The 20,479-nt window shown below is 61.8% G+C and carries 15 protein-coding genes; 9 read left to right on the top strand and 6 right to left on the bottom strand.

Going from position 1 to position 20,479, the window contains the following annotated elements:
- Positions 1 to 182: 182 nt before the first annotated feature.
- Positions 183 to 899: an ABC transporter substrate-binding protein gene (locus AB5Y76_RS06130; RefSeq protein WP_263717604.1), complete on the bottom strand. Its 717-nt coding sequence runs from the start codon at positions 897 to 899 to the stop codon at positions 183 to 185.
- Positions 900 to 1,048: 149 nt separating this feature from the next.
- On the bottom strand, positions 1,049 to 2,449 hold the full coding sequence (asnS, locus tag AB5Y76_RS06125) for an asparagine--tRNA ligase (RefSeq protein WP_005337914.1): 1,401 nt from the start codon (positions 2,447 to 2,449) through the stop codon (positions 1,049 to 1,051).
- Positions 2,450 to 2,649: 200 nt separating this feature from the next.
- Here asnS and AB5Y76_RS06120 point away from each other — a divergent pair, with 200 nt between their 5' ends.
- Positions 2,650 to 2,994, top strand: a complete 345-nt coding sequence (locus AB5Y76_RS06120) for a hypothetical protein (protein ID WP_005359354.1) — start codon at positions 2,650 to 2,652, stop codon at positions 2,992 to 2,994.
- Positions 2,995 to 3,003: 9 nt separating this feature from the next.
- On the opposite strand, the gene AB5Y76_RS06115 is transcribed toward AB5Y76_RS06120, so the two are convergent.
- Complete coding sequence (locus tag AB5Y76_RS06115; protein ID WP_159163242.1) at positions 3,004 to 3,816, bottom strand: HAMP domain-containing protein; 813 nt, start codon at positions 3,814 to 3,816, stop codon at positions 3,004 to 3,006.
- Between the two features lie 176 nt (positions 3,817 to 3,992).
- Entirely contained in the window at positions 3,993 to 5,267 is a 1,275-nt protein-coding gene (gene bioA, locus AB5Y76_RS06110; protein ID WP_263717606.1) for an adenosylmethionine--8-amino-7-oxononanoate transaminase, read from the bottom strand.
- 193 nt (positions 5,268 to 5,460) lie between these two features.
- Here bioA and bioB point away from each other — a divergent pair, with 193 nt between their 5' ends.
- The 5 genes from bioB (at position 5,461) to htpX (ending at position 10,273) form a co-directional block, all read left to right on the top strand.
- The gene (gene bioB / locus AB5Y76_RS06105; protein WP_263717607.1) at positions 5,461 to 6,549 is read left to right on the top strand and encodes a biotin synthase BioB; all 1,089 of its coding nucleotides are present in this window, start codon (positions 5,461 to 5,463) and stop codon (positions 6,547 to 6,549) included.
- Entirely contained in the window at positions 6,546 to 7,742 is a 1,197-nt protein-coding gene (gene bioF / locus AB5Y76_RS06100) for an 8-amino-7-oxononanoate synthase (protein ID WP_263717608.1), read from the top strand. Before bioB ends, bioF begins: the two co-directional genes overlap by 4 nt.
- A complete protein-coding gene (gene bioC, locus AB5Y76_RS06095; RefSeq protein ID WP_263717609.1) occupies positions 7,735 to 8,550 on the top strand; it encodes a malonyl-ACP O-methyltransferase BioC in 816 nt (271 codons plus the stop codon). Before bioF ends, bioC begins: the two co-directional genes overlap by 8 nt.
- 59 nt (positions 8,551 to 8,609) lie before the next feature.
- Positions 8,610 to 9,287: a dethiobiotin synthase gene (bioD, locus tag AB5Y76_RS06090; protein ID WP_263717610.1), complete on the top strand. Its 678-nt coding sequence runs from the start codon at positions 8,610 to 8,612 to the stop codon at positions 9,285 to 9,287.
- A 113-nt stretch (positions 9,288 to 9,400) separates the two neighbouring features.
- Entirely contained in the window at positions 9,401 to 10,273 is an 873-nt protein-coding gene (gene htpX, locus AB5Y76_RS06085) for a protease HtpX (protein WP_202001195.1), read from the top strand.
- Between the two features lie 75 nt (positions 10,274 to 10,348).
- Here htpX and AB5Y76_RS06080 read toward each other — a convergent pair whose 3' ends face one another.
- A complete protein-coding gene (locus AB5Y76_RS06080) occupies positions 10,349 to 12,061 on the bottom strand; it encodes a methyl-accepting chemotaxis protein (protein ID WP_263717611.1) in 1,713 nt (570 codons plus the stop codon).
- Positions 12,062 to 12,299: 238 nt separating this feature from the next.
- A complete protein-coding gene (locus tag AB5Y76_RS06075) occupies positions 12,300 to 14,150 on the bottom strand; it encodes an MOSC N-terminal beta barrel domain-containing protein (protein ID WP_368177693.1) in 1,851 nt (616 codons plus the stop codon).
- A 77-nt stretch (positions 14,151 to 14,227) separates the two neighbouring features.
- On the opposite strand from AB5Y76_RS06075, the gene AB5Y76_RS06070 reads away from it, so the two are divergent.
- From AB5Y76_RS06070 to nifJ, 3 genes are all read left to right on the top strand, one after another.
- Complete coding sequence (locus AB5Y76_RS06070; protein WP_005337880.1) at positions 14,228 to 14,980, top strand: ABC transporter substrate-binding protein; 753 nt, start codon at positions 14,228 to 14,230, stop codon at positions 14,978 to 14,980.
- 176 nt (positions 14,981 to 15,156) lie between these two features.
- The gene (locus tag AB5Y76_RS06065) at positions 15,157 to 16,803 is read left to right on the top strand and encodes an NAD(P)-binding protein (protein ID WP_263717613.1); all 1,647 of its coding nucleotides are present in this window, start codon (positions 15,157 to 15,159) and stop codon (positions 16,801 to 16,803) included.
- Positions 16,800 to 20,375, top strand: a complete 3,576-nt coding sequence (gene nifJ, locus AB5Y76_RS06060) for a pyruvate:ferredoxin (flavodoxin) oxidoreductase (protein WP_263717614.1) — start codon at positions 16,800 to 16,802, stop codon at positions 20,373 to 20,375. Before AB5Y76_RS06065 ends, nifJ begins: the two co-directional genes overlap by 4 nt.
- Positions 20,376 to 20,479: the final 104 nt, after the last annotated feature.

Genomic DNA, 20,479 nt, shown 5'->3' with positions numbered 1-20,479 from the left:
TCATTTTTGTCACCAAGTGGTATCACTCGGGGCCAAGCCATCGGGTGGTCATGGTAGCAGCACAGAGCTGCAACGGGGCTGCAGGGGAGGGACATAAAAAGGGCTCGATTGCGGCAGAAGAGGGTGAAAAAGCCAGCGCTCAGGCTATTTTTGCCAGCAAGGGCTAACTTCAGCGGGTTGGCTCACTTGGCCGCAGGTGCTTGCTGCAGATAGCGGCGCTGATAATCCTCGCTCAGCTTGGCAATATCCAATCTGGCAATGGCCTGTGCCACCCGTTGCTGCAACGCCTGCTGGTCGGGACGAAACATGATGTGCAGGCTCTTGTGTTCGAGGATCTTCGGGTGAAACTGCAATCCGGCGCTGCTCAGCTTGCGATCATGGTTGATTAGCCAGTGAAAGACATCCCGGTCGATCACCGCCAGATCGAGCCGGTTGCGCTGCAATTTGCGCAGGTTGAGCAGGTCTGCATCGACGGCGGCAGTGTTGAGGCGCTTGCTAGCCATCAGGGCATCGAATTCACGGGTGTTGACGTATCCCTCCACCACGCCGATCCGGTAGGGGGCGAGATCCGTGAGCTGTTGCCAGGGGATGGGGGGGGCTGAGCGCTGCGCCATGCCCAGCACGCTGTCGCCCACGCTGGGGGAGCTGCGCCACAGGGTGGGCAGGGTGTCGGAGAGGTACTCGGGAAAATAGCCGCTATAAGGCTGGGTCGGGTCGGCCGCCAGCCGCACCGCCCGCTGCCACGGATAGAAGTCGAATGTCACCTCCAGTCCCGCCTCGGCAAAGGCACGTTTGACGATATGACCGGTGAGGCCGCCATCGGGCAGGCTCTGGCTGGTGTAGGGGGGCCACTCCAGGGTGGTCAGACGAACGGGCTCGGCCCACAGTTGAACAGGCATGCAGGACAGCAATAGCAAAAGCAGCAGGCGATATCCCATAGGCGACGAGTTCCTTGTGCCGGTTGATCCTGAGTATCACCCATAACGGTGACAATAAAAAAGCCGACCCACAGGTCGGCTTTTGCAATGCAGTGGCAAGATGCCGCTGATCAGAACTCGGCGGTACGCGGAGTACGCGGGAACGGGATCACGTCGCGGACGTTGCCCATGCCGGTCACGTATACAACCAGACGCTCGAAGCCCAGACCGAAGCCGGAGTGCGGCACGGTACCGAAGCGACGCAGGTCACGGTACCACCAGTAATCTTCCTTGTTCAGGCCCATCTCGGCCAGACGGGCATCCAGCACGTCCAGACGCTCTTCACGCTGGGAACCACCGATGATCTCGCCGATGCCCGGTGCCAGTACGTCCATCGCGGCAACGGTCTTGCCGTCGTCGTTGAGGCGCATGTAGAAGGCCTTGATATCTTTCGGGTAGTTCTTCACCACCACCGGAGACTTGAAGTGCTCCTCGGCCAGATAGCGCTCGTGCTCGGAGGAGAGATCGATACCCCAGGAGACCGGGAACTCGAACTTCTTGCCGCAGTTTTGCAGCACTTCGATGGCGTCGGTGTAGTCGATCTGGGCGAAGTCGGAGGAGACGAAACGCTCCAGACGGCCGATGGCATCCTTGTCGACGTGCTGGGCGAAGAACTCCAGATCATCGCGACGCTCGGTCAGTACGGCGTTGAAGACATACTTCAGCATGGCTTCGGCCAGTGCGGCGTTATCTTCCAGATCGTTGAAGGCCACTTCCGGCTCAACCATCCAGAACTCGGCCAGGTGGCGGCTGGTGTTGGAGTTTTCAGCGCGGAAGGTCGGGCCGAAGGTGTAAACCTTGGAGAGGGCGCAGGCATAGGTTTCGGCGTTCAGCTGGCCGGATACGGTCAGGAAAGCCTCTTTGCCAAAGAAATCTTCGTTGTAGTCCACCTTGCCGGCGTCGGTGCGCGGCAGGTTTTCCATGTCCAGAGTGGAGACGCGGAACATCTCGCCGGCACCTTCGGTGTCAGAGGCGGTGATGAGCGGGGTTGCAACCCAGAGGAAACCCTCTTCGTGGAAGAAGCGGTGGATGGCTTGCGCCAGGCAGTGACGAACGCGGGTCACGGCGCCAACGATGTTGGTGCGCGGGCGCAGGTGGGCCTGTTCACGCAGGTATTCGATGCTGTGGCGCTTGGCGGCCATCGGGTAGGTGTCCGGATCTTCGACCCAGCCGACTACCTTCACCTCGGTCGCCTGCAGTTCGAAAGCCTGGCCGCTGCCCTGAGAGGCGGCAACCACGCCGGTCACTTCCACGGAGCAGGCAGTGGTCAGACGCAGCACTTCATTCTCGTAATTGGCCAGGGTATTGGGGACAACTGCCTGTACCGGATGGAAACAGGAGCCATCGGAAATGGCCAAAAATGAGATCCCCGCCTTGGAATCACGGCGAGTCCGGATCCACCCTTTGACAGTTTGGGTGGTGCCGACCGGATACTTACCGGCCAGCACATCTACTACGGATGCGTGCGTCATCGAAATATTGTCTCCAGCTTGTTCTTGCAGCGCTATTTGCAACACTAGGGAGTCTGGCCCGGGCACAGATGGCCCACCATGGCAGACTAAGCCGTCAATCTTACCCGCGCGGGTTTGATAAACAAGCAAAAATGTCGGACTCTGGTGGGGTTTTCGGCATGGTTCACTCAACAAGAGTGTCACGGGCGCAGGAGAGGTGGGTGAAAGATCGGCGGCATGGGCCAGATTGGCTGACACGGGTGTTGCAGGGGCTGGTGATGCTCTGCTGGGGCGGTTTTATCGTGCTGCTCTCCCTTTACCACTATGCCCGCCCCGAAATTGCCTACGGTTTTCTGGTCTATGGCGGGATCGAGGTGCGCGATTATTGGGACCCGGCCCTTACCCCCTGGCTGGTCTACGGGCTCTGGAGCTGCTGCGCCCTGACGCTGGCGGTGTTGCTGCTGGAGCGCAAGCGCAGCCGCCGTCAGGATGACTCCCGGCATGTCAATCTGGCCATCCTGCTACTGGTACTGATCGCCAGCTTGCTCTTCTACTACGTCGGTTAAGCGTTCGTCTTAGCGGGGCTGATCCGGCTCCTGCCTGCTGGCCTTGGTGCGTTTGCCGAGCTGGCGCTCCACACTGTCGAGCATCTGGTTGTAGGCCATCGCCACCCGGCCAATCTCGTCGCCGTCATCCCCCTCCAGCCGGTGGCCGAAGTCGTGCAGGTCGGTGGCCTCTTCCATGGAGCGGGTCAACTGGTTGAGAGGGCGCACGATCCAGGTGCGGATGACCCAGAGGGTCAGCAGCAGTCCCATCCCGAAGATGCCGGTGAGAATGAGCGCCGAGGTGAGAATGTTCTGCTCGACCCGGGTAAACAGCGAATCGAGGGAGTAGTCAAAGCGCACGGCCCCTAACACAGTGTTCTCCGGCACCAGATGACAGCTGGTGCAGTCGGTGCCGCGAAAATCCTTCTTGGCCAGCAGCGGTCGGGTGACCACCAGACGGCTGTGCATGCCGTTGTGCACCACCTCCAGACTCCCTTTGCCCGCCAGAGCCAGCTCATCAAACTCATCTTTTACCTGCTCTGTCTCCCGTCCCGGCCCGAACTGTTTGCTCACCGCATCGCCACGGACGATGCGGGCATCCTCCACATGGGCGTGGTCGAGAAACTTGCCGCGCAGGGTATCGCGGGCATCCATCTTGCCGGTCAGCATCAGCATGTTGAGGCCGTCGAAATAGGCTTCGGTCTGCTCGCGGCTCTGCTCCTTGATGAGGGTCAGGATGAGATCGCGCTCGCGCACCGCCTGATAGGCTGCGGAGAAGACCAGTACCATGGAGAAGATGAAGAGCAGGAAAAAGTTGATTTTGGCAGCAATGGAGAGGCGCATGAGCAGTCTTTCTTGATGGTAAAACCGCAGCAGTTTACCCCTCTTGGGGCCTCAGGTCTGGTGTTTTGCTCACATTACGGCAAGTGAAACTGCACTGAAGTGGATAAAGTTGCCCTTTTTATATATCAAATGCCGGTAGTCAAACGGGCGGCAGCGATGGCCGCCCGCTGCATGTATTAAAACTCGCCTTCGGTGATGGCCTGACTGATGGCGCCGGTCAATACCCGCAACTCTTCAGGGGTGATGACGAAGGGGGGCATCAGGTAGACCAGCTTGCCAAAGGGGCGGATCCAGGCGCCCAGTTCGACAAACTTGCGCTGGATGCGCGCTACATCCACCCGCTCTTTCATCTCCACCACCCCGATGGCGCCGAGCACCCGCACATCCGCGACCGCCGGGTGCAGGGTCAGCTCTACCAGTTCTGTTCGCAGCTGATGCTCGATGGTGCGCACCCGCTCCTGCCAAGGTGAGGTCAGCAGCAACTCGATGGAGGCGTTGGCCACCGCGCAGGCGAGCGGGTTGCCCATAAAGGTGGGGCCGTGCATAAAGACGCCGGCCTTGCCGTCACAGATGGTGCGGGCGACATGCTCGGTGGTCAGGGTCGCCGAGAGGGTGAGGTAGCCGCCGGTAAGCGCCTTGCCCAGACACATGATGTCGGGGCTGATCCCCGCCCAGTCGCAGGCAAACAGCTGGCCGGTGCGGCCAAAGCCGGTGGCAATCTCGTCAGCTATGAGCAGCACGCCGAACTCGTCGCACAGGGCGCGTACCCACTGCAGATAGCGGGGGTGATAGAAGCGCATGCCGCCAGCGCCTTGCACTATGGGCTCAAGCACGATGGCGGCGATCTCCTCGTGATGATCCGCCATGAGCGTCGCCAGCTCCACCACGCACTGTTCATCCCACTCGGCGTGGAAGCGACAGCTCGGCGCATCGACAAAATAGTGTTCCGGCAGGAATCCCTTGTAGAGCTCATGCATGCCGCCGTCCGGATCACAGACGCTCATGGCGCCAAAGGTGTCGCCGTGATAGCCGCTGCGCAGGGCGACAAATTTGGCTCTGGGCGTCCCCTTGGCGTGCCAGTACTGCTGGGCCATCTTGAGTGCCACTTCCACTGCCACCGAGCCGGAATCGGCCAGAAATACCCGATCAAGCCCCTTCGGAGTGATCTCCACCAGCTTGCGGCAGAGCTCGACCGCCGGGGTGTGGGTGAGGCCGCCAAACATCACGTGGGACATCTTGCCGAGCTGGGCGGTGGCGGCGGCGTCCAACTCCGGCACCTGATAGCCGTGCACGCAAGCCCACCAGGAGCTCATGCCATCCACCAGTTCACGGCCGTCGCTGAGAGTGATCTTCACCCCTTTGGCGCTGGCCACTTCATAGCAGGGCAGGGGGTGAGTGAGGGAGGTATAGGGGTGCCAGATGTGGTGCAGGTCAAATTCTTGGTTGGTCATTTGTTGTTCTGTTGTCAATTGGTTTGATCTGGTCGGTGTTGACAGTCTACGCGTGCTCTCTACACTAGCCAACAATTTCAGCCACTTGGCACTGCGCATCACCTTGAGCGCGCGGGCCCGGCGGCGGGTTCTGTGGCCGTCCATCCCAAGATGGCGGGCGCAGGATCCCACTAATAACAACCGGAAGCCATGTATGAATGCTCTCACCGCGGGCGGTCACGCCCTTCGTCATGACTGGACCCTCGCCGAGGTTCAGGCCCTGTTTGCCCTGCCGTTCAACGATCTGCTGTTTCAGGCCCAGACCGTCCACCGCGCCCACTTTGACCCGAATGAAGTGCAGGTGAGCACCTTGCTCTCCATCAAGACCGGCGCCTGCCCGGAAGATTGCAAATACTGCCCCCAGAGCGCCCGTTACCACACCGGGCTTGAGGCCGAGCGGCTGATGGAGGTGGAGAAAGTGCTGGAGCGGGCCCGCGAAGCCAAGGCCAACGGCTCGTCACGCTTTTGCATGGGGGCCGCCTGGCGCAACCCCAAAGAGAAAGACATGCCCTACATCATCCGGATGATCGAGGAGGTTCGCGGGCTCGGTATGGAGACCTGCATGACGCTAGGGATGCTCACCGCCGATCAGGCGGCGCGTCTGGGGGCCGCGGGGCTTGATTATTACAACCACAACCTCGACACCTCGCCGGAGTTTTACGGCGAGATCATCTCCACCCGCACCTATCAGGATCGGCTCGATACCCTGGAGCATGTGCGCAGCGCCGGCATGAAGGTCTGCTCTGGCGGCATCGTCGGCATGGGTGAGCAGGCGAAAGATCGGGCGGGTCTGCTAATGGCGCTGGCCAACCTGCCGCGGCACCCGGAGAGTGTGCCCATCAACATGCTGGTCAAGGTGAAGGGAACACCGCTGGAGGATCAGGAGAACCTCGATCCGTTCGAATTTATCCGCACCATCGCCGTGGCGCGCATCATGATGCCTGCCTCCCATGTGCGCCTCTCTGCCGGGCGGGAGAAGATGAACGAGCAGATGCAGGCCATGTGCTTTATGGCGGGGGCCAACTCCATCTTCTACGGCTGCAAGTTGCTGACCACCCCCAACCCGGACGAGAACAGCGATATGCAGCTGTTCAAGCGGCTCGGCATTCGCCCCGCCCAGCGGGCCCAGAAGCCGGATCAGGTTCAGGAAGAGGAGCTGCTGGCCGAGGTGAGTCGCCAGAGCGAGCCTGCCGAGATGTTTTATGACGCCACCCGCCCCCGTGCAGAGACGGCGCGGTCATGACTGGCCCAGCAGTAACAGGCCCTTTTGCATTGGGCGCAGCGCTGGCCGAGCGCGAGCAGGCGGGCCTGCTGCGCAACCGCATCACGACCGACGTGGCGAGTGGCGGACGGCTCAGGGTCGCGGGGCGCGACTACCTCAACTTTTCCGCCAACGACTATCTGGGGCTGGCGGATCATCCCGCCATCAAGACCGCTTTCAACGCGGGGATTGAGCGTTATGGCACGGGCTCCGGCGCCTCACCGCTGGTGACCGGTTACAGCCGTGCCCACCAACAGCTTGAGGAGACTCTGGCCGAGTGGCTCGGGGTGGAGGCGGTGCTGCTGTTCAATTGCGGTTTTTCCGCCAATCAGGCGGTGCTCAAAGCCCTGCTCGGCAAGGATCATCTGCTGTGGCAGGACAAACTCAACCACGCCTCCCTGCAGGAGATGGGCAGCCAGCTCCCCTGCAAGATGAAGCGCTTTGCCCACAACGACATGGCGGCCCTTGAACGGCAGCTTGAGCCAAATCGCGGGCTCATCGTCTCGGAGGGGGTGTTCAGCATGGACGGGGATCAGGGCCCTTGGCGCGAGCTCGCAGCCCTGGCAGCACAGAGCGGCAACTGGCTGATGATCGACGATGCCCACGGCCTCGGTGTGCTGGGCCCTGAGGGGCGCGGCACCCTGGCGGCGCAGGGGGGTCCACCTGTCAGCGTACACATCCAGATGGGCACCTTTGGCAAGGCGCTTGGCGTCGCTGGCGCTTTTGTCGGCGGCAGCCGCGAGCTGGTTGATTATCTGGTCAACTTCGCTCGCCACTATGTCTACAGCACCCATATGCCGGCGGCGCAGGCTTGCGCGGTGAGCAAGAGCATCGAACTGGTGCGCGCGGCTGATGAGTCCCGCGCCCATCTTGGCCAGCTGATCGCTCGCTTCCGGCAAGGGACAGAGGAGTTGGGTTGGCAGCTTGGCGCGAGCAACACCCCGATCCAGCCGCTGCTGATGGGGGAGAGCGTTGCTGCTTTGCAACTGGCTGAACGGCTGCGGGATCGCGGTATCTGGGCTGGCGCCATTCGCCCGCCCACGGTGCCAGTCGGTACGGCCCGGCTGCGAATTACCCTGAGCGCGGCCCACAGCGAGCAGGATGTGGATCGCCTGCTCGATGCCTTGGGGGTCTGCCCTGCAGTTACAACGCTAGGGGAGGCTCACTATGACTGAGCGCTTTCAAACGGTCGACAAGGCGCAGCTTGCTCGCCGTTTCGGCGCCGCCGCTCGTCATTACGATGCCCACGCCCGCTTTCAGCAGGAGGTGGGGCAGGCGCTGTTGGAATGGATGCCAGACAGGCTGGTTGGCACTGATCTGACGGTGAGCGGGCTGGATCTGGGCTGCGGCACCGGCTTTTTCTTGCCCCAACTGGCGAACCGTTGTCACCAGCTGGTGGGGCTGGATCTCGCCCCCGGCATGCTGGCGCAGGCCGCCTTGCGTGGCAGCGGTGCTCGCCTGCTCTGCGGCGATGCCGAGCAGCTTCCTTTCGCCGATAATGCGTTCGACTGGGTTTTCTCCAGTCTGGCGCTGCAGTGGTGCGAGCGTCCGGCCCACGCATTTGGCGAGCTGCTGCGGGTGGTCAAACCGGGCGGCCAGATCTTTTTCTCGACCCTGCTCGAGGAGTCGCTCTGGCAGTTGCGAGCCGCCTGGCAGCAGCTTGATGGTCGCGCCCATGTCAATCGCTTCCTCAGCCTGCCACAATTGGAGCAGGCGCTGGCTAGCGCCGGGGTAGCTGCTCCCGAGCTGCGTTGTATCACCTGGGATCTCGCCTATCTTGAATTGCCGCAGCTGTTGCGTGATCTCAAGGGGATTGGGGCCAATCAGGTCAATGACAATCAGGGGAGTGCCGCCCCGGCCGGTCTGAGCGGGCGCGCCAGATTGCAGCAGCTGGCGCAGGCGTATGAGGTGTTTCGCCAGCCCGATGGCAGGCTGGTCGCCAGTTATCGGGTGTGCCTCGGCCATCTCAGCAAGCCTCGCTGAGCGCCGGGAATCGCATTGTGTGCAGGGTAGTCAACGGGCCCTGCCAAGGAGAGAACCGTATGAAATCATTCTTTATCACCGGCACCGATACCGATGTGGGCAAGACGCTGGTGGCGCGCACCCTGCTGCGCGAATTTAGCGCACAGGGAATCAAGTGCGCGGGCTACAAGCCGGTCTCGGCCGGATGTGCCCGCACTCCGGACGGGCTGCGCAATCTGGATGCCGTTCTGTTGCAGGAGGCGGCGAGTCTGCCGCTGCCCTATGAGGTGGTCAATCCGTTCGCCTATGAGCCGCCGATTGCGCCCCACATAGCCGCCAGCGAGGCGCGCCAGCCTATCACCATGCAGGGGTTGAGCGAGGGGTTGCGCAAGATTGAACAGGCCGGGGCCGAACTGGCGGTAGTGGAAGGGGCGGGGGGCTGGTATCTGCCGCTCGATCGCAAGTATCTGCTGTCGGACTGGGTCAAGCAGGAGAACATGGCGGTGATCATGGTGGTGGGGGCCAAGTTGGGTTGCCTCAACCATGCGCTGCTCACCTTTGCCGCCATTCGCAATGATCAGTTGCCGGTGGCGGGGTGGGTAATTAATCGGCTCCATGGTTCCATGAGCCATTATCAGGAAAATCTGGACACCCTGAGGGGCTTGCTGCCTGCCCCCTTCCTCGGCGAAATTCCGTTTATAAACAATCCGCTTGAAGCCGATTTGCAGGGGCGTCTCGATATCTCGCCGCTACTTTGACGGCATATTCAGCGAACATTCATCGAATCTCCCTAGAATGTCGACATTAACATGATCAGGTGGGGATCCCGAGTGATCCCCGGTCATGTCCCTTATCTTCACAAGGAGTCTATATGAAGCGAATTATGCTATTCCTGGTGACCAACCTGGCCGTCATGCTGGTGCTGGGGGTGGTACTCAATATCCTGTTCTCGGTTCTGGGGATCAACAAGTCCAGCATTTCCGGGCTGTTGGTGTTCTGTGCCGTGTTCGGTTTTGGGGGTTCCTTTATCTCCTTGCTGATGTCCAAGTGGATGGCCAAGCGCAGCTATGGCGTCCAGGTCATCGAGCAACCCCGTAACGAGACCGAGCACTGGTTGGTGAGCACTGTGGCCCGTCAGGCCCGCGAAGCGGGTATCAAGATGCCGGAAGTGGGGATCTACGACTCTCCCGAGATGAACGCCTTTGCCACCGGCGCCCGCCGCGATGATTCGCTGGTGGCGGTCTCCTCCGGCCTGCTCTACAGCATGAGCCGTGACGAGGCGGAAGCGGTACTGGCCCACGAGGTGAGCCACGTGGCCAACGGCGACATGGTGACCCTGACCCTGATCCAGGGGGTAGTGAACACCTTCGTGATGTTCTTCGCCCGGATCGTGGCTGGCGTGATCAGCAACTTCTTCAGCTCCAACAACGAGGAAGAGAGCAGCAGCACCGGCGGTTTTGCCTACATGATCACCGTGTTCGTGCTGGAGATGCTGTTCGGTATTCTGGCCTCCATCATCGTCATGTGGTTCAGCCGTCAGCGCGAGTTCCGTGCCGATGCCGGTGCCGCCAAGCTGGCCGGTCGTGACAAGATGATTGCCGCCCTTGAGCGACTCTCCCGTGGTGCCGAGCCGCAGATGGAGGGCTCCATGATGGCTTTTGGTATCAACGGCAAACGCTCCATGAGCGAGCTGTTTATGAGCCACCCGCCCATCGAGCAGCGTATCGCCGCCCTGCGTGGTTGATAGATACTGAAACTGGGGATAACCCCGAATAAAAAACGGCTGCCCAAATGCAGCCGTTTTGCTTTGCCGTGGTCTTTAAAGCTTGAAGTGCCCCATCTCCTGGCGCAGCACCCGGGACAGCTGCTTGAGCTTGGCCGCCTCTTGCGACACATGGCGGGCGGCATCCCCCGATTGTTCGGAGAGGGAGGTGATGTTGCCGACGGTTGAGACCACCTCGTTGGCGGCGGTGGACTGCTCGCGTAGGGTGTGGCTGATCTCCCCCATCAGGCCGGTGAGGTTGGAGGCGTGATCCTGAATGCTGGCGATGGCCTGTCCGGTCTGGTTGGCCAGGGTGACACCGCGGGAGACATTGTTGACTGTGTTCTCCATGCTGCGGATGGAAGCATCCGCTCCGCTCTGGATTTTGCTGATCATCCCGGTGATCTGCTGGGTCGAGGCAGCCGAGCGACTGGCCAGATTGCGCACCTCGTCGGCAACCACCGCAAAGCCGCGCCCTTGTTCACCGGCCCGCGCTGCCTCGATGGCGGCGTTGAGCGCCAGCAGGTTGGTCTGGTCGGCGATGCCGCGGATCACCCCGATGATCTCCGAAATCTGCTGGGTATGGCCGTTGAGCTCGGAGATGGTGGACGCCGCATCCCCCACCGTGGTAGAGATATTCTCGATGCTGCCAAGCGTCTCTTTAATGACCCCGGAGCCCTCCTCCAGGGTATTGGCGGAGACCTTGCTCAGCTCGTCGGCATGGCTGGCGTTGTCGGAGAGGTGGCTGATGCTCACCACCAGCTCCTCGATGGCGGCGGCCATGGTCTGGGTGCTGGTTTGCTGATCGGTGGCAAACTGGGCGGTCTGCTCGGCAATTTGGGCGATGCTGTCAGCAGAGTGGGACAGCTCCTCGGTGGAGTGGGAGACCTTGGCGATGATCCCCTTGAGGGTGGTCTGCATGCCGCCGAGCAGGCCGATCAGGCTCTCTTTCGATCCTGGCGGCACTTTGATGGGGCGCGAGAAGTCCCCTTCCGCCATCATATGGAGATCGGTCTTGAGCTGCTCGACCGAGGTGCCCACCAGATCGAGCAGGGAGCGATAGGTGCGCCAGAGGAAGAACATCAACACCAGACCGAGGGCGATAAAGAGATAGCGCAGCATATCGGTATTGGCGATGGCACTCTCGACCGCCTCATGGTTGCGCTGCTCCATCATCACGTAGAAGTCATCGATGGGGGACATGATGCGCCCCTTGTTCTGGTGATAGGCCTTATCATGCATCATGGCGATGGCTTTTTGCTGGTTGGCAACCAGATCGCCATCGGTCTGCTGTACCAGCTTGAAGGCGGCGACCTCAGTGTTGACCAGCGCATCCGAGTTGTTTTTGGCTTCGTTCAGTTTGGCGAGCTCACCGTCGGTGAAACCGGCATCCTTCATCAGGTCGATCAGGCCACGGCGAACATTGCTGTCGGGGCGGGGATTCTGGCCGTTGGCGGCGACAAAGTCCCAGTAGATACGGTTGTAGCCATCCGGTCTCGGCTGTTCGCCGTTGCGAATGGCCAGGATCCGCATGTACTGCTGCTCGTAGGCTGGATCCTTGGTGATGACGTAGGTGCGCCCGAGTCGGGTCAGGTCATCGGAGGATTGGCGCAGTTCGTCGGCCAGCAGGTAGGAGACATATTGTTGTCGATAACTCTCTTCCAGTTGTTTCCCAGCCCAGCTGTAGGCGAAAAACACCAGTGACAGCAGGATCAGGGTGATGACGGATAGCAGCAGGTTGAGCTGAAAGGCGGGCTTGTTCTGTTCCATGGTATGGGCGTCCTTTCCCTATGGCTGAGTGTCGTATGGAGCATCGCCAAGTCAATGGCTGGCAAGGCTTTTTGCTCTGAGAGTATAGGAAGGGAAACTCACAGATGAAGGCGGTGGGGACAAATTAAGGGCGGATCAGGTGAACAAGTGTGGATAAAGATGACCGGGGTCAATTCCCCGATCATCTGGATTGGCGTGAATTAATGCGGCCCGATCACCCGATCACCCGATCACCCGATCATAGGATTTCAAGGTCGGTGAGCGGCACGGCGCAGCAGGTGAGGATCTTGCCCTCGGCCCGCTCGGCGGCGGTGATGGCGGGGGCGTCGGGGTGATCCACCTCGCCCGAGATCAGCGTCTGTTTGCAACTGCCGCAGATCCCGGCGCGGCAGCTCCATGGCAGCTCTACACCTTGCTTGTTGGCCTGATCCAGCACAGTGCCCTGATTGTTGCCGGTAAAGGCTTGGGCGCCGATACACAGTTGCACCGCCTGATGGGGGCGGGCCACCGAGAGAATGGCGCCGCCAAAACTCTCCTGTCTGATCCGTGCGGCCGGTACGCCGAGGGCTGCAACTTTGGCTGCAGCATCGGCCATAAAGCCGTGGGGGCCGCAGATAAAGACCTCTTTTTCGGCCAGCCCTTTGACCAGTTGCAGATGCTCATCATTGAGTCGCCCTTGCAGCCCCTGCCAGTGATTGTCCGGCTGGCTCAGGATCAGGGTGAGGGTCATCCCCTGCTGCGCCATGGCGTGCAGTTCGCTGGCGGCGGGAATATCCGCTTCACTGCGGCACAGGTGCATAAAGTGAACCTCTTCCAGCTCCCCGCGTAGCGCCAGGGTGCGGGCTATCGCCAGCATGGGGGTGACGCCGGAGCCTGCGGAGAGCAACAGGAGGTTGCGCTCTGACCCTAAGTGAAACTCACCAGCGGGGTTGGCGGCCAGCAGCCGGTCGCCCACCTGCAACTGCTGGTGCAGCCAGTGGGAGATGCGGCCGCCCTCCACCTTCTTGACGCTGATGCTGTAACGCTCCGGGTGGTCCGGCGTAGAGCTCAGGGTATAGCGCCGCTGGATCCGTTCATTTTTGATATCGAGGCTGATGGGCAGATGCTGGCCCGGCAGGTAGTCGGGCAGGGGCTCGCCATCGGTCGCCTCGAACCAGAAGGTCTCCAGATCCCGCGCCAGCGGTTCGCGGGCCACGCAGACCAGCTCCCGCTTCTTCGGCGCAGCGGCGGGATAGACGACCGGACGGGTGCGCTCCAGCACTTCTATCTCGCTGCCTGCCTCAATCCAGCCCTCGTTCAGCGCCACCAGATTCTGGCCGAAGTAGACCTCGCCATCCTCGCCACGGCGGTAGCGGGTGAGGGTGGCCAGCGGCTCTTTCAGGGCGTTGAAGCGATCGGTGCCCGCTTCCACCGTGGTCATGATGCAGCGGCTGCAGGGCTTGACTACTTTAAATTCCACCTCACCGATGCGGATGCGCACCCAGCTGTCCTCCTCGAAGGGCTGGGTATCGCTTGCCACCAGATTGGTGCGGAATTGGCTCATCTGGTGCAGCGCATCGGAGCGCAGATTGAGATCCTCAAGGGAAGCCTGGCTTATCAGCAGCAGCGGATAACCGTCGGCAAAGCTGACCCGGGTGCCGGTCTTCTCGCGAAAGCGATCAGAGGTTTCACCCAGCCAGAGCAGCTGCACCGTCTCCCCTGCCACCCGGCTTAGCCACCCATCGGCTTTTGGGTCGGTGTGCAGGGCGGTGAAACGGTCGCTCCAGACTCCGGTAGCTTGCGGGGCGCGGCTGAAGTCGACCTCTTGCAGGGTGAGGGGTTCAAAGCCCGGATAGCGCAGTTGCAAGCCCCCTTCGATGGGGGTGGCCACGACCTGTTGCAGTTGGGGATGGGTTCGGGCGGTGATAAAGGTGCCGTCCGGTTTGACCACCATGTAGCGGCGATCCCCTGCCAGTCCCTCTTCGGTCACCCGGGCGCGAGCCAGCGGCATACCTGCAGTCGATTTGATGGGGTAGAGGTGAATGCTGTCTAGCCTGGGCATCTTCATATCCTTGTGACGCGGCGCGATCGCCTGGAAAAAGGGGAACATAACGGTTCCCCGGCGATCCGGCAATCCTTTCAAGGGGGCGGTCTATAGTTGGGAAAACAGAACAAGAGGGCATCGGGATGAAAATAAGCTGGTTGCTGGCGGGGAGCCTTTTTTGCCACGGGCTCTGGGCGCAGGAGCTGACCCTGACCACGGGAGAGTATCCCCCTTACTGCTCCGAGACGCTGAAATATCAGGGGCTTATCCCTCATGTAGTGAGCGAGGCATTCAAGAGTGAAGGGGTGAGCGTCAAGTTCCAGTTTTTGCCCTGGAAGCGGGCTTTTCGCTTGTCGGAGGAGGGGGTGGTGGATGGCACTGTCCACTGGTATGAGTCGAGCGAGCGGCGCAAAACCCATCTCTACAGCGATCCCATCCTGAGCGAGACCTATGTCTGGTTCTATCTCAAGTCAGATCCGCTGGAATGGCGTGGCTATCAGGATCTGGCGGATCGCAAGCTGGCTGCGGTCAGTGGCTATACCTACAATGCAGATTTTTTTGCAGCCATCGCGCAGGTGCCGCTGCAGGTGCAGTTCGTCACCCGGCTGCGCCAGAGCTTTGATCTGCTGCTCTCCGGCCGCGCCGACCTGACCCTGGAGAACATAGATGTTGGCTACTACTCCTTGCGTCAGTTCTACCCGGCCAGCACGGTCGATCTCTTTGCAACCCATTCAAAACCCGTGATGAAAGTTGAAGGTCACCTGTTGATCAGCCGCAAGCGCGCCAATGCTGACGAACTGATCAAAACCTTCAATCGGGGGCTCGCCAAACTGAAAGCCAGCGGTCAGCTGGAGAAGATGTTACTTGAGTCACGTTCTGGTCTCTATGAACCATAAAGTGCAACATTTTTTGATCCTGATTCGCTAATCAGTACAAAAAAGCGGCCATTATCGACTCAGTTCCCAGTTTCTAACGCTTTCGCTTCTTCCCCATCCGGCCACCGTCCGCCTCGGCTACACGGTATCAAGCGCCATCGGGTGGGGCCTGTCACACAAAAAGAAGAAAGCAATGTATGAGCAAACAACTGGACATGACCCCATTGCCGGATCTCTCCCTGAAAACGGGAACAGGCCCGGTGCGTACCCGGCTACCCGTCTGGCGGCCGGCCCTGCCACCCTGCAATCACGCCTGCCCGGCCGGAGAAAATATCCAGGCCTGGCTCTCTTTGGCGCAGGCCGGCCGTTTTGAGGCTGCCTGGCAGACCCTGATCGAAGAGAACCCCTTGCCCGCCATTCATGGCCGGGTCTGCTATCACCCCTGCGAGAGCGCCTGCAACCGCGGGCAGGTGGATGAATCCGTCTCCATCCATGCCATAGAGCGTTTCCTCGGCGACGAGGCGCTGGCCCGTGGTTGGCAGCCTGCGCCACCAGCCCCTGCCAGCGGCAAGAAGGTGCTGGTCATAGGCGCTGGTCCCTCCGGCCTCTCCTGCGCCTGGCATCTCAACCGGCTCGGCCATCAGGTGGAGATCCGCGAAGCGGGGCCGCTGGCGGGCGGCATGCTGCGCTTCGGTATTCCCGCTTACCGTCTGCCTCGCGATGTGCTGGATCGGGAGGTTGCCCGTATCGTGGCGGCCGGGGTGACGCTAACCCTCAACCACAAGGTGGAGGATGTGCTGCGCGAGCGTGACGAGGGGGGCTTTGATGCCGTCTTTATGGCCATCGGCGCCCATCTGGCCAAGCGGGTCGATATTCCGGCTCGGGAAGCGGGCAAGATCCTCGATGCGGTGAGCTTCCTCGAACAGGCCAGTCTGGCCGAAGAGCAGGGCTTGCCGCTACCCAAACTGGGACGGCGGGTAGCGATTTATGGGGGTGGCAATACCGCCATGGATGCGGCCCGCACTGCCCGCCGCCTCGGTGTGGAAGAGGCAATGATCATCTACCGCCGCGATCGGGACCATATGCCGGCCCACGCCTTTGAAGCCGATGAGGCCGAGGAGGAGGGGATCAAGATCAACTGGCTGCGCAGCATCCGCCAGCTCGATAGCACCAATATCGAAGTGGAGGTGATGGCGCTGGATGTCGAGGGCAAGCCGGTGCCCACCGGCAAGTTTGAAACTCTCGAAGCGGACTCCCTTATTCTGGCGCTCGGTCAGGAGGTTGATTTGAGCGTGCTGGAGAGCATTCCCGGCGTGCGGGTCAACAAGGAGGGAGTGGTGCAGGTGGCAGGCAACCTGATGACGGATGTGCCGGGTCTGTTTGCGGGCGGCGACATGGTGCCCTCCGAGCGCACCGTCACCATCGCCACCGGCCATGGCAAGAAGGCGGCGCGCCACATGGATGCCTGGCTGCGCGGTCGCCACTACCACAAACCGCTCTCCTACCCGCTGGTGGGGCCGGAGCAGTTGCAACTCTGGTTCCAGACCCACGCCCCGGCCAGCAGTCAGCCGGTCAAACCGGCGTGGGCGCGGGATGACTTTGGCGAGATCATCGGTGGGCTGGATGAGGTGGCCGCCCGCTACGAGGCGGCGCGCTGCTACTCCTGCGGCAACTGCTTCGAGTGCGACGGCTGCTATGGCAGTTGCCCCGAGCAGGCCATCGCCAAGCTGGGGCCGGGCAAAGGCTATCAGGTGGATGCCGAGCGCTGCACCGGCTGCGGTGCCTGTCACGACCAGTGCCCTTGTCACGCCATCGAGCTGCGCCAACCGGAGGAGTCCCAATGAAACATGAACTGATCATGGTCGATGGCAACGAAGCCGCGGCCCGGGTGGCGTACCAGCTGAGTGAAGTGTGTGCCATCTACCCCATTACCCCGAGCTCGACCATGGCCGAACTGGCCGATGCCTGGGCGGCGGAGGGGCAGACCAACCTGTGGGGCAACATTCCCACAGTGGTGGAGATGCAAAGCGAAGGAGGAGCAGCCGGTACGGTACACGGCGCCCTGCAGGCGGGGGCGCTGGCCACCACCTTCACCGCCAGTCAGGGGCTGATGCTGATGCTGCCCAACATGTACAAGATCGCCGGTGAACTGACTTCGGCGGTGTTCCATGTGGCGGCCCGTTCGCTGGCGGCGCAGGGGCTGTCGATTTTTGGTGACCATCAGGATGTGATGGCGGCGCGCAGCACCGGATTTGCCATGCTCGCCTCCGGCTCGGTGCAGGAGGCGCAGGACCTGGCCTTGGTCGCCCACAGCGTCACCCTGCAGTGCCGGGTGCCCTTCATCCACTTCTTCGACGGCTTTCGTACTTCCCACGAGGTGAACAAGATCACCGCCCTGCATCGGGATGAAATTCGCGCACTTATCGACAACGATTGGGTACGCGCCCACCGTGCGCGGGCGCTCAACCCGGATCATCCGGTGATGCGCGGCACAGCCCAGAACCCGGATACCTATTTCCAGTCCCGCGAGAGCGTCAACCCCTTCTACGAAGCGGTACCGGCACGGGTGCAGCAGTGCATGGACAACCTCGGCGAGCTGACCGGCCGCCACTACCGGCTGGTGGAATATCACGGCGCGCCCGATGCCACCGACGTCATCGTGCTGATGGGATCGGGGGCGGCCACCGCCCGCACCACCGTGGATTGGCTCAACCAACAGGATCGCAAGACCGGGGTGCTTATCATTCGCCTCTATCGCCCCTTCCCGGTACAGGCGCTGCTCGACGCGCTGCCCGAGAGCGTGCGGCGCATGGCGGTGCTGGATCGCACCAAGGAGCCGGGGGCGGGCGGCGAGCCGTTGCTGCTGGATGTGCAGAGCGCCCTTATCGACGGTTTGCAGCGCGGGCTTATCAAGCGGCTGCCCTGGCTCAGTGGTGGTCGCTATGGCCTCTCCTCCAAGGAGTTCACCCCCGCCATGTGCGCGGCGGTATTCGAGGAGCTCGCCTCTGATGCGCCGCGCCCGCGCTTTACCGTGGGGATTGTCGATGATGTGTCTGGCCTCAGTCTGGCCTGGCACCCCATCGGCGATCTGGAGCCCGCCAGCCGGGTGCGGGCGCTCTTCTTCGGCCTCGGCGCCGACGGCACGGTGGGCGCCAACAAGAACAGCATCAAGATCATCGGCGAGCTGGAGGGGTTCCACGCCCAAGGCTACTTCGTCTACGACTCCAAGAAGTCGGGCTCGCGCACCGTCTCCCACCTGCGCTTTGGCCCTGAGCCCATCGACGCCCCCTGGCTTATCGAGCAGGCGAGCTTTATCGGCTGCCACCAGTGGGGTTTTGTCGAGTCGGTCGATCTGCTGGAGCACGCCGCCGAAGGGGCGACCCTGCTGCTTAATGCTCCCTATGAGGCGGACAAGGTGTGGGGCCAGCTGCCCGAGCGGCTGCGCGCCCGTATTCGCGCCCTCAATATCCGGCTCTACTGCATCGATGGGGATCGGGTGGCCGAGCAAAACGGCATGGGCAATCGCATCAACACCATTATGCAGACCTGCTTCTTCGCCCTGGCCGGAGTGCTGCCACGGGACGAGGCCATTGCCCTTATCAAGGAGAGCATCGAGAAGAGCTATGCCCGCAAGGGGCCCGAAGTGGTCGAGCGCAACTTCGCGGCGGTGGATGACACCCTGGCTCATCTGCATCAGGTGGCCATCCCGGCCGGTGAGGAGCAGATCAGCGACTATCCGCTGCCATTGGCTCCCGGCGGCAGCGAGTTTGTCCAGCGGGTCACTGGCGAGATGCTGGCGGGGCGCGGCGATCTGATCCCTGTCTCCATGCTGCCGGTGGATGGCACTTACCCCACTGCCACCAGCCGCTTCGAGAAGCGGGACATCGCCCGCGAGATCCCGATTTGGCATTCGGATATCTGCATCCAGTGCGGCAACTGCGTCTTTGTCTGCCCCCACGCGGCGCTGCGGGCCAAGTTCTACCATCAGGACTGGCTGGCAACCGCCCCCGAGGCGGCGCAGTCGGTGCCCGTCACCGCCAAGGGTTTCCCCGACAGCCGCTACACCTTGCAGCTCTATCCGGAGGATTGTACCGGCTGCGGCCAGTGCGTGCAGGCCTGTCCGGTGCGGGCCGGAGCGGATGAGAGCCATGAAGGCGAGCGGGCCATCGCCATGATGGACAAGGCCCCCCATCTGGCTGGTCAGAAGCAGGCACTGCGCTGGTTCGAGAGCCTGCCGTGGCCTGCCCGCGAGCGGGTGGATTTCTCCACGGTGCGCGGCACCCAGTTCCTCGAACCCCTGTTCGAGTTCTCCGGTGCCTGCGCCGGCTGCGGCGAGACTCCGTATCTCAAGCTGCTGACCCAGCTGTTTGGCGATCGCATGCTGGTGGCCAACGCCACCGGTTGCTCCTCCATTTATGGCGGCAACCTGCCGACCACGCCGTGGGCCAAGAATGGCGAAGGGAAGGGGCCCGCCTGGTCGAACTCCCTGTTTGAGGACAACGCCGAGTTTGGCTTTGGTTTTCGTCTCACCGCCGATCAGCATCACGGTCAGGCGGTGGCGGCCCTCGAAGCGATGAAGGGGGAGCTGGGCGCCGAGCTGGTCGATACCCTGATTAGCGCCCCGCAGCGGCTGGAGTCGGAGATCCGCGCCCAGCGCACCCGGGTGGCGCAAGTGCGGGAGCGGCTGGAAGAGGTGAAATCCGGCAAGGCCCGCGAGCTGCTGTCGCTTATCGATCAGCTGGTACGCCGTTCGGTCTGGATCATCGGCGGCGATGGCTGGGCTTATGACATCGGCTCATCGGGGCTCGACCATGTGCTCGCCTCCGGGCGCGATGTGAACGTGCTGGTGATGGATACCGAGGTCTACTCCAACACTGGCGGTCAGATGTCGAAATCGACCCCGCTCGGTGCCGTCGCCAAGTTCGCGGCGGGGGGCAAGACGCTGGCCAAGAAGGATGTGGCGCTGCAAGCCATCTCCTACGGCAACGTCTATGTTGCCCGCATCGCCTTTGGTGCCAACCCGCAGCAGGCGCTGCAGGCCTTGCGTGAGGCGGAGGCCTATCCGGGCCCGTCGCTGATCATCGCCTACAGCCACTGTATCGCCCACGGTATCGACATGGAGTTTGGCCTGACCCAGCAAAAACGGGCCGTGGCCTCCGGTCACTGGCCGCTGATGCGCTACAACCCGGTATTGCGCAGATCGGGGCAGAACCCCTTCAGCCTCGACAGCTTACGTCCCTCCATCCCCCTTGCTGAATACCGGCAGGAGGAGACCCGTTATCGGGTATTGGCCCAGAGCCATCCGGAGGAGGCTGAGCGGCTGATGCAGGTGGCGCAACAAGTGGCGTGGCAGAAGTGGGCCACCTACGAGGAGATGGCTACCCGCGAAGCCAGCCATTTCCATCCTCCGGTGTGAGGATTGGGTTAACTCGGCATAAAACGAAGCGGGCCAATGGCCCGCTTTTTTAGTCATTTGGGTAGGGACGGGCTCGTTATAGAGTAAAAGCATCCATATTTCCG

Origin of the sequence: Aeromonas sp. R1-2, assembly GCF_040908505.1 — a bacterium.
In the GTDB taxonomy this organism is placed as follows: Bacteria; Pseudomonadota; Gammaproteobacteria; order Enterobacterales; family Aeromonadaceae; genus Aeromonas; species Aeromonas veronii.
The sequence above is the reverse complement of the archived record's forward strand: the minus strand, read 5'-3'. Positions and strand labels throughout refer to the sequence as shown.

What these genes read in the sequence shown, in the direction of transcription:
- AB5Y76_RS06115 (WP_159163242.1), bottom strand. Translation starts at nt 3,816, where the DNA reads ATGCGCCTCTCCATTGCTGCCAAAATCAACTTTTTCCTGCTCTTCATC.
- htpX (WP_202001195.1), top strand. Translation starts at nt 9,401, where the DNA reads ATGAAGCGAATTATGCTATTCCTGGTGACCAACCTGGCCGTCATGCTG.
- AB5Y76_RS06080 (WP_263717611.1), bottom strand. Translation starts at nt 12,061, where the DNA reads ATGGAACAGAACAAGCCCGCCTTTCAGCTCAACCTGCTGCTATCCGTC.
- bioB (WP_263717607.1), top strand. Translation starts at nt 5,461, where the DNA reads ATGAATGCTCTCACCGCGGGCGGTCACGCCCTTCGTCATGACTGGACC.
- AB5Y76_RS06075 (WP_368177693.1), bottom strand. Translation starts at nt 14,150, where the DNA reads ATGTTCCCCTTTTTCCAGGCGATCGCGCCGCGTCACAAGGATATGAAG.
- AB5Y76_RS06130 (WP_263717604.1), bottom strand. Translation starts at nt 899, where the DNA reads ATGCCTGTTCAACTGTGGGCCGAGCCCGTTCGTCTGACCACCCTGGAG.
- AB5Y76_RS06070 (WP_005337880.1), top strand. Translation starts at nt 14,228, where the DNA reads ATGAAAATAAGCTGGTTGCTGGCGGGGAGCCTTTTTTGCCACGGGCTC.
- asnS (WP_005337914.1), bottom strand. Translation starts at nt 2,449, where the DNA reads ATGACGCACGCATCCGTAGTAGATGTGCTGGCCGGTAAGTATCCGGTC.
- nifJ (WP_263717614.1), top strand. Translation starts at nt 16,800, where the DNA reads ATGAAACATGAACTGATCATGGTCGATGGCAACGAAGCCGCGGCCCGG.
- bioC (WP_263717609.1), top strand. Translation starts at nt 7,735, where the DNA reads ATGACTGAGCGCTTTCAAACGGTCGACAAGGCGCAGCTTGCTCGCCGT.
- bioA (WP_263717606.1), bottom strand. Translation starts at nt 5,267, where the DNA reads ATGACCAACCAAGAATTTGACCTGCACCACATCTGGCACCCCTATACC.
- bioF (WP_263717608.1), top strand. Translation starts at nt 6,546, where the DNA reads ATGACTGGCCCAGCAGTAACAGGCCCTTTTGCATTGGGCGCAGCGCTG.
- bioD (WP_263717610.1), top strand. Translation starts at nt 8,610, where the DNA reads ATGAAATCATTCTTTATCACCGGCACCGATACCGATGTGGGCAAGACG.
- AB5Y76_RS06065 (WP_263717613.1), top strand. Translation starts at nt 15,157, where the DNA reads ATGAGCAAACAACTGGACATGACCCCATTGCCGGATCTCTCCCTGAAA.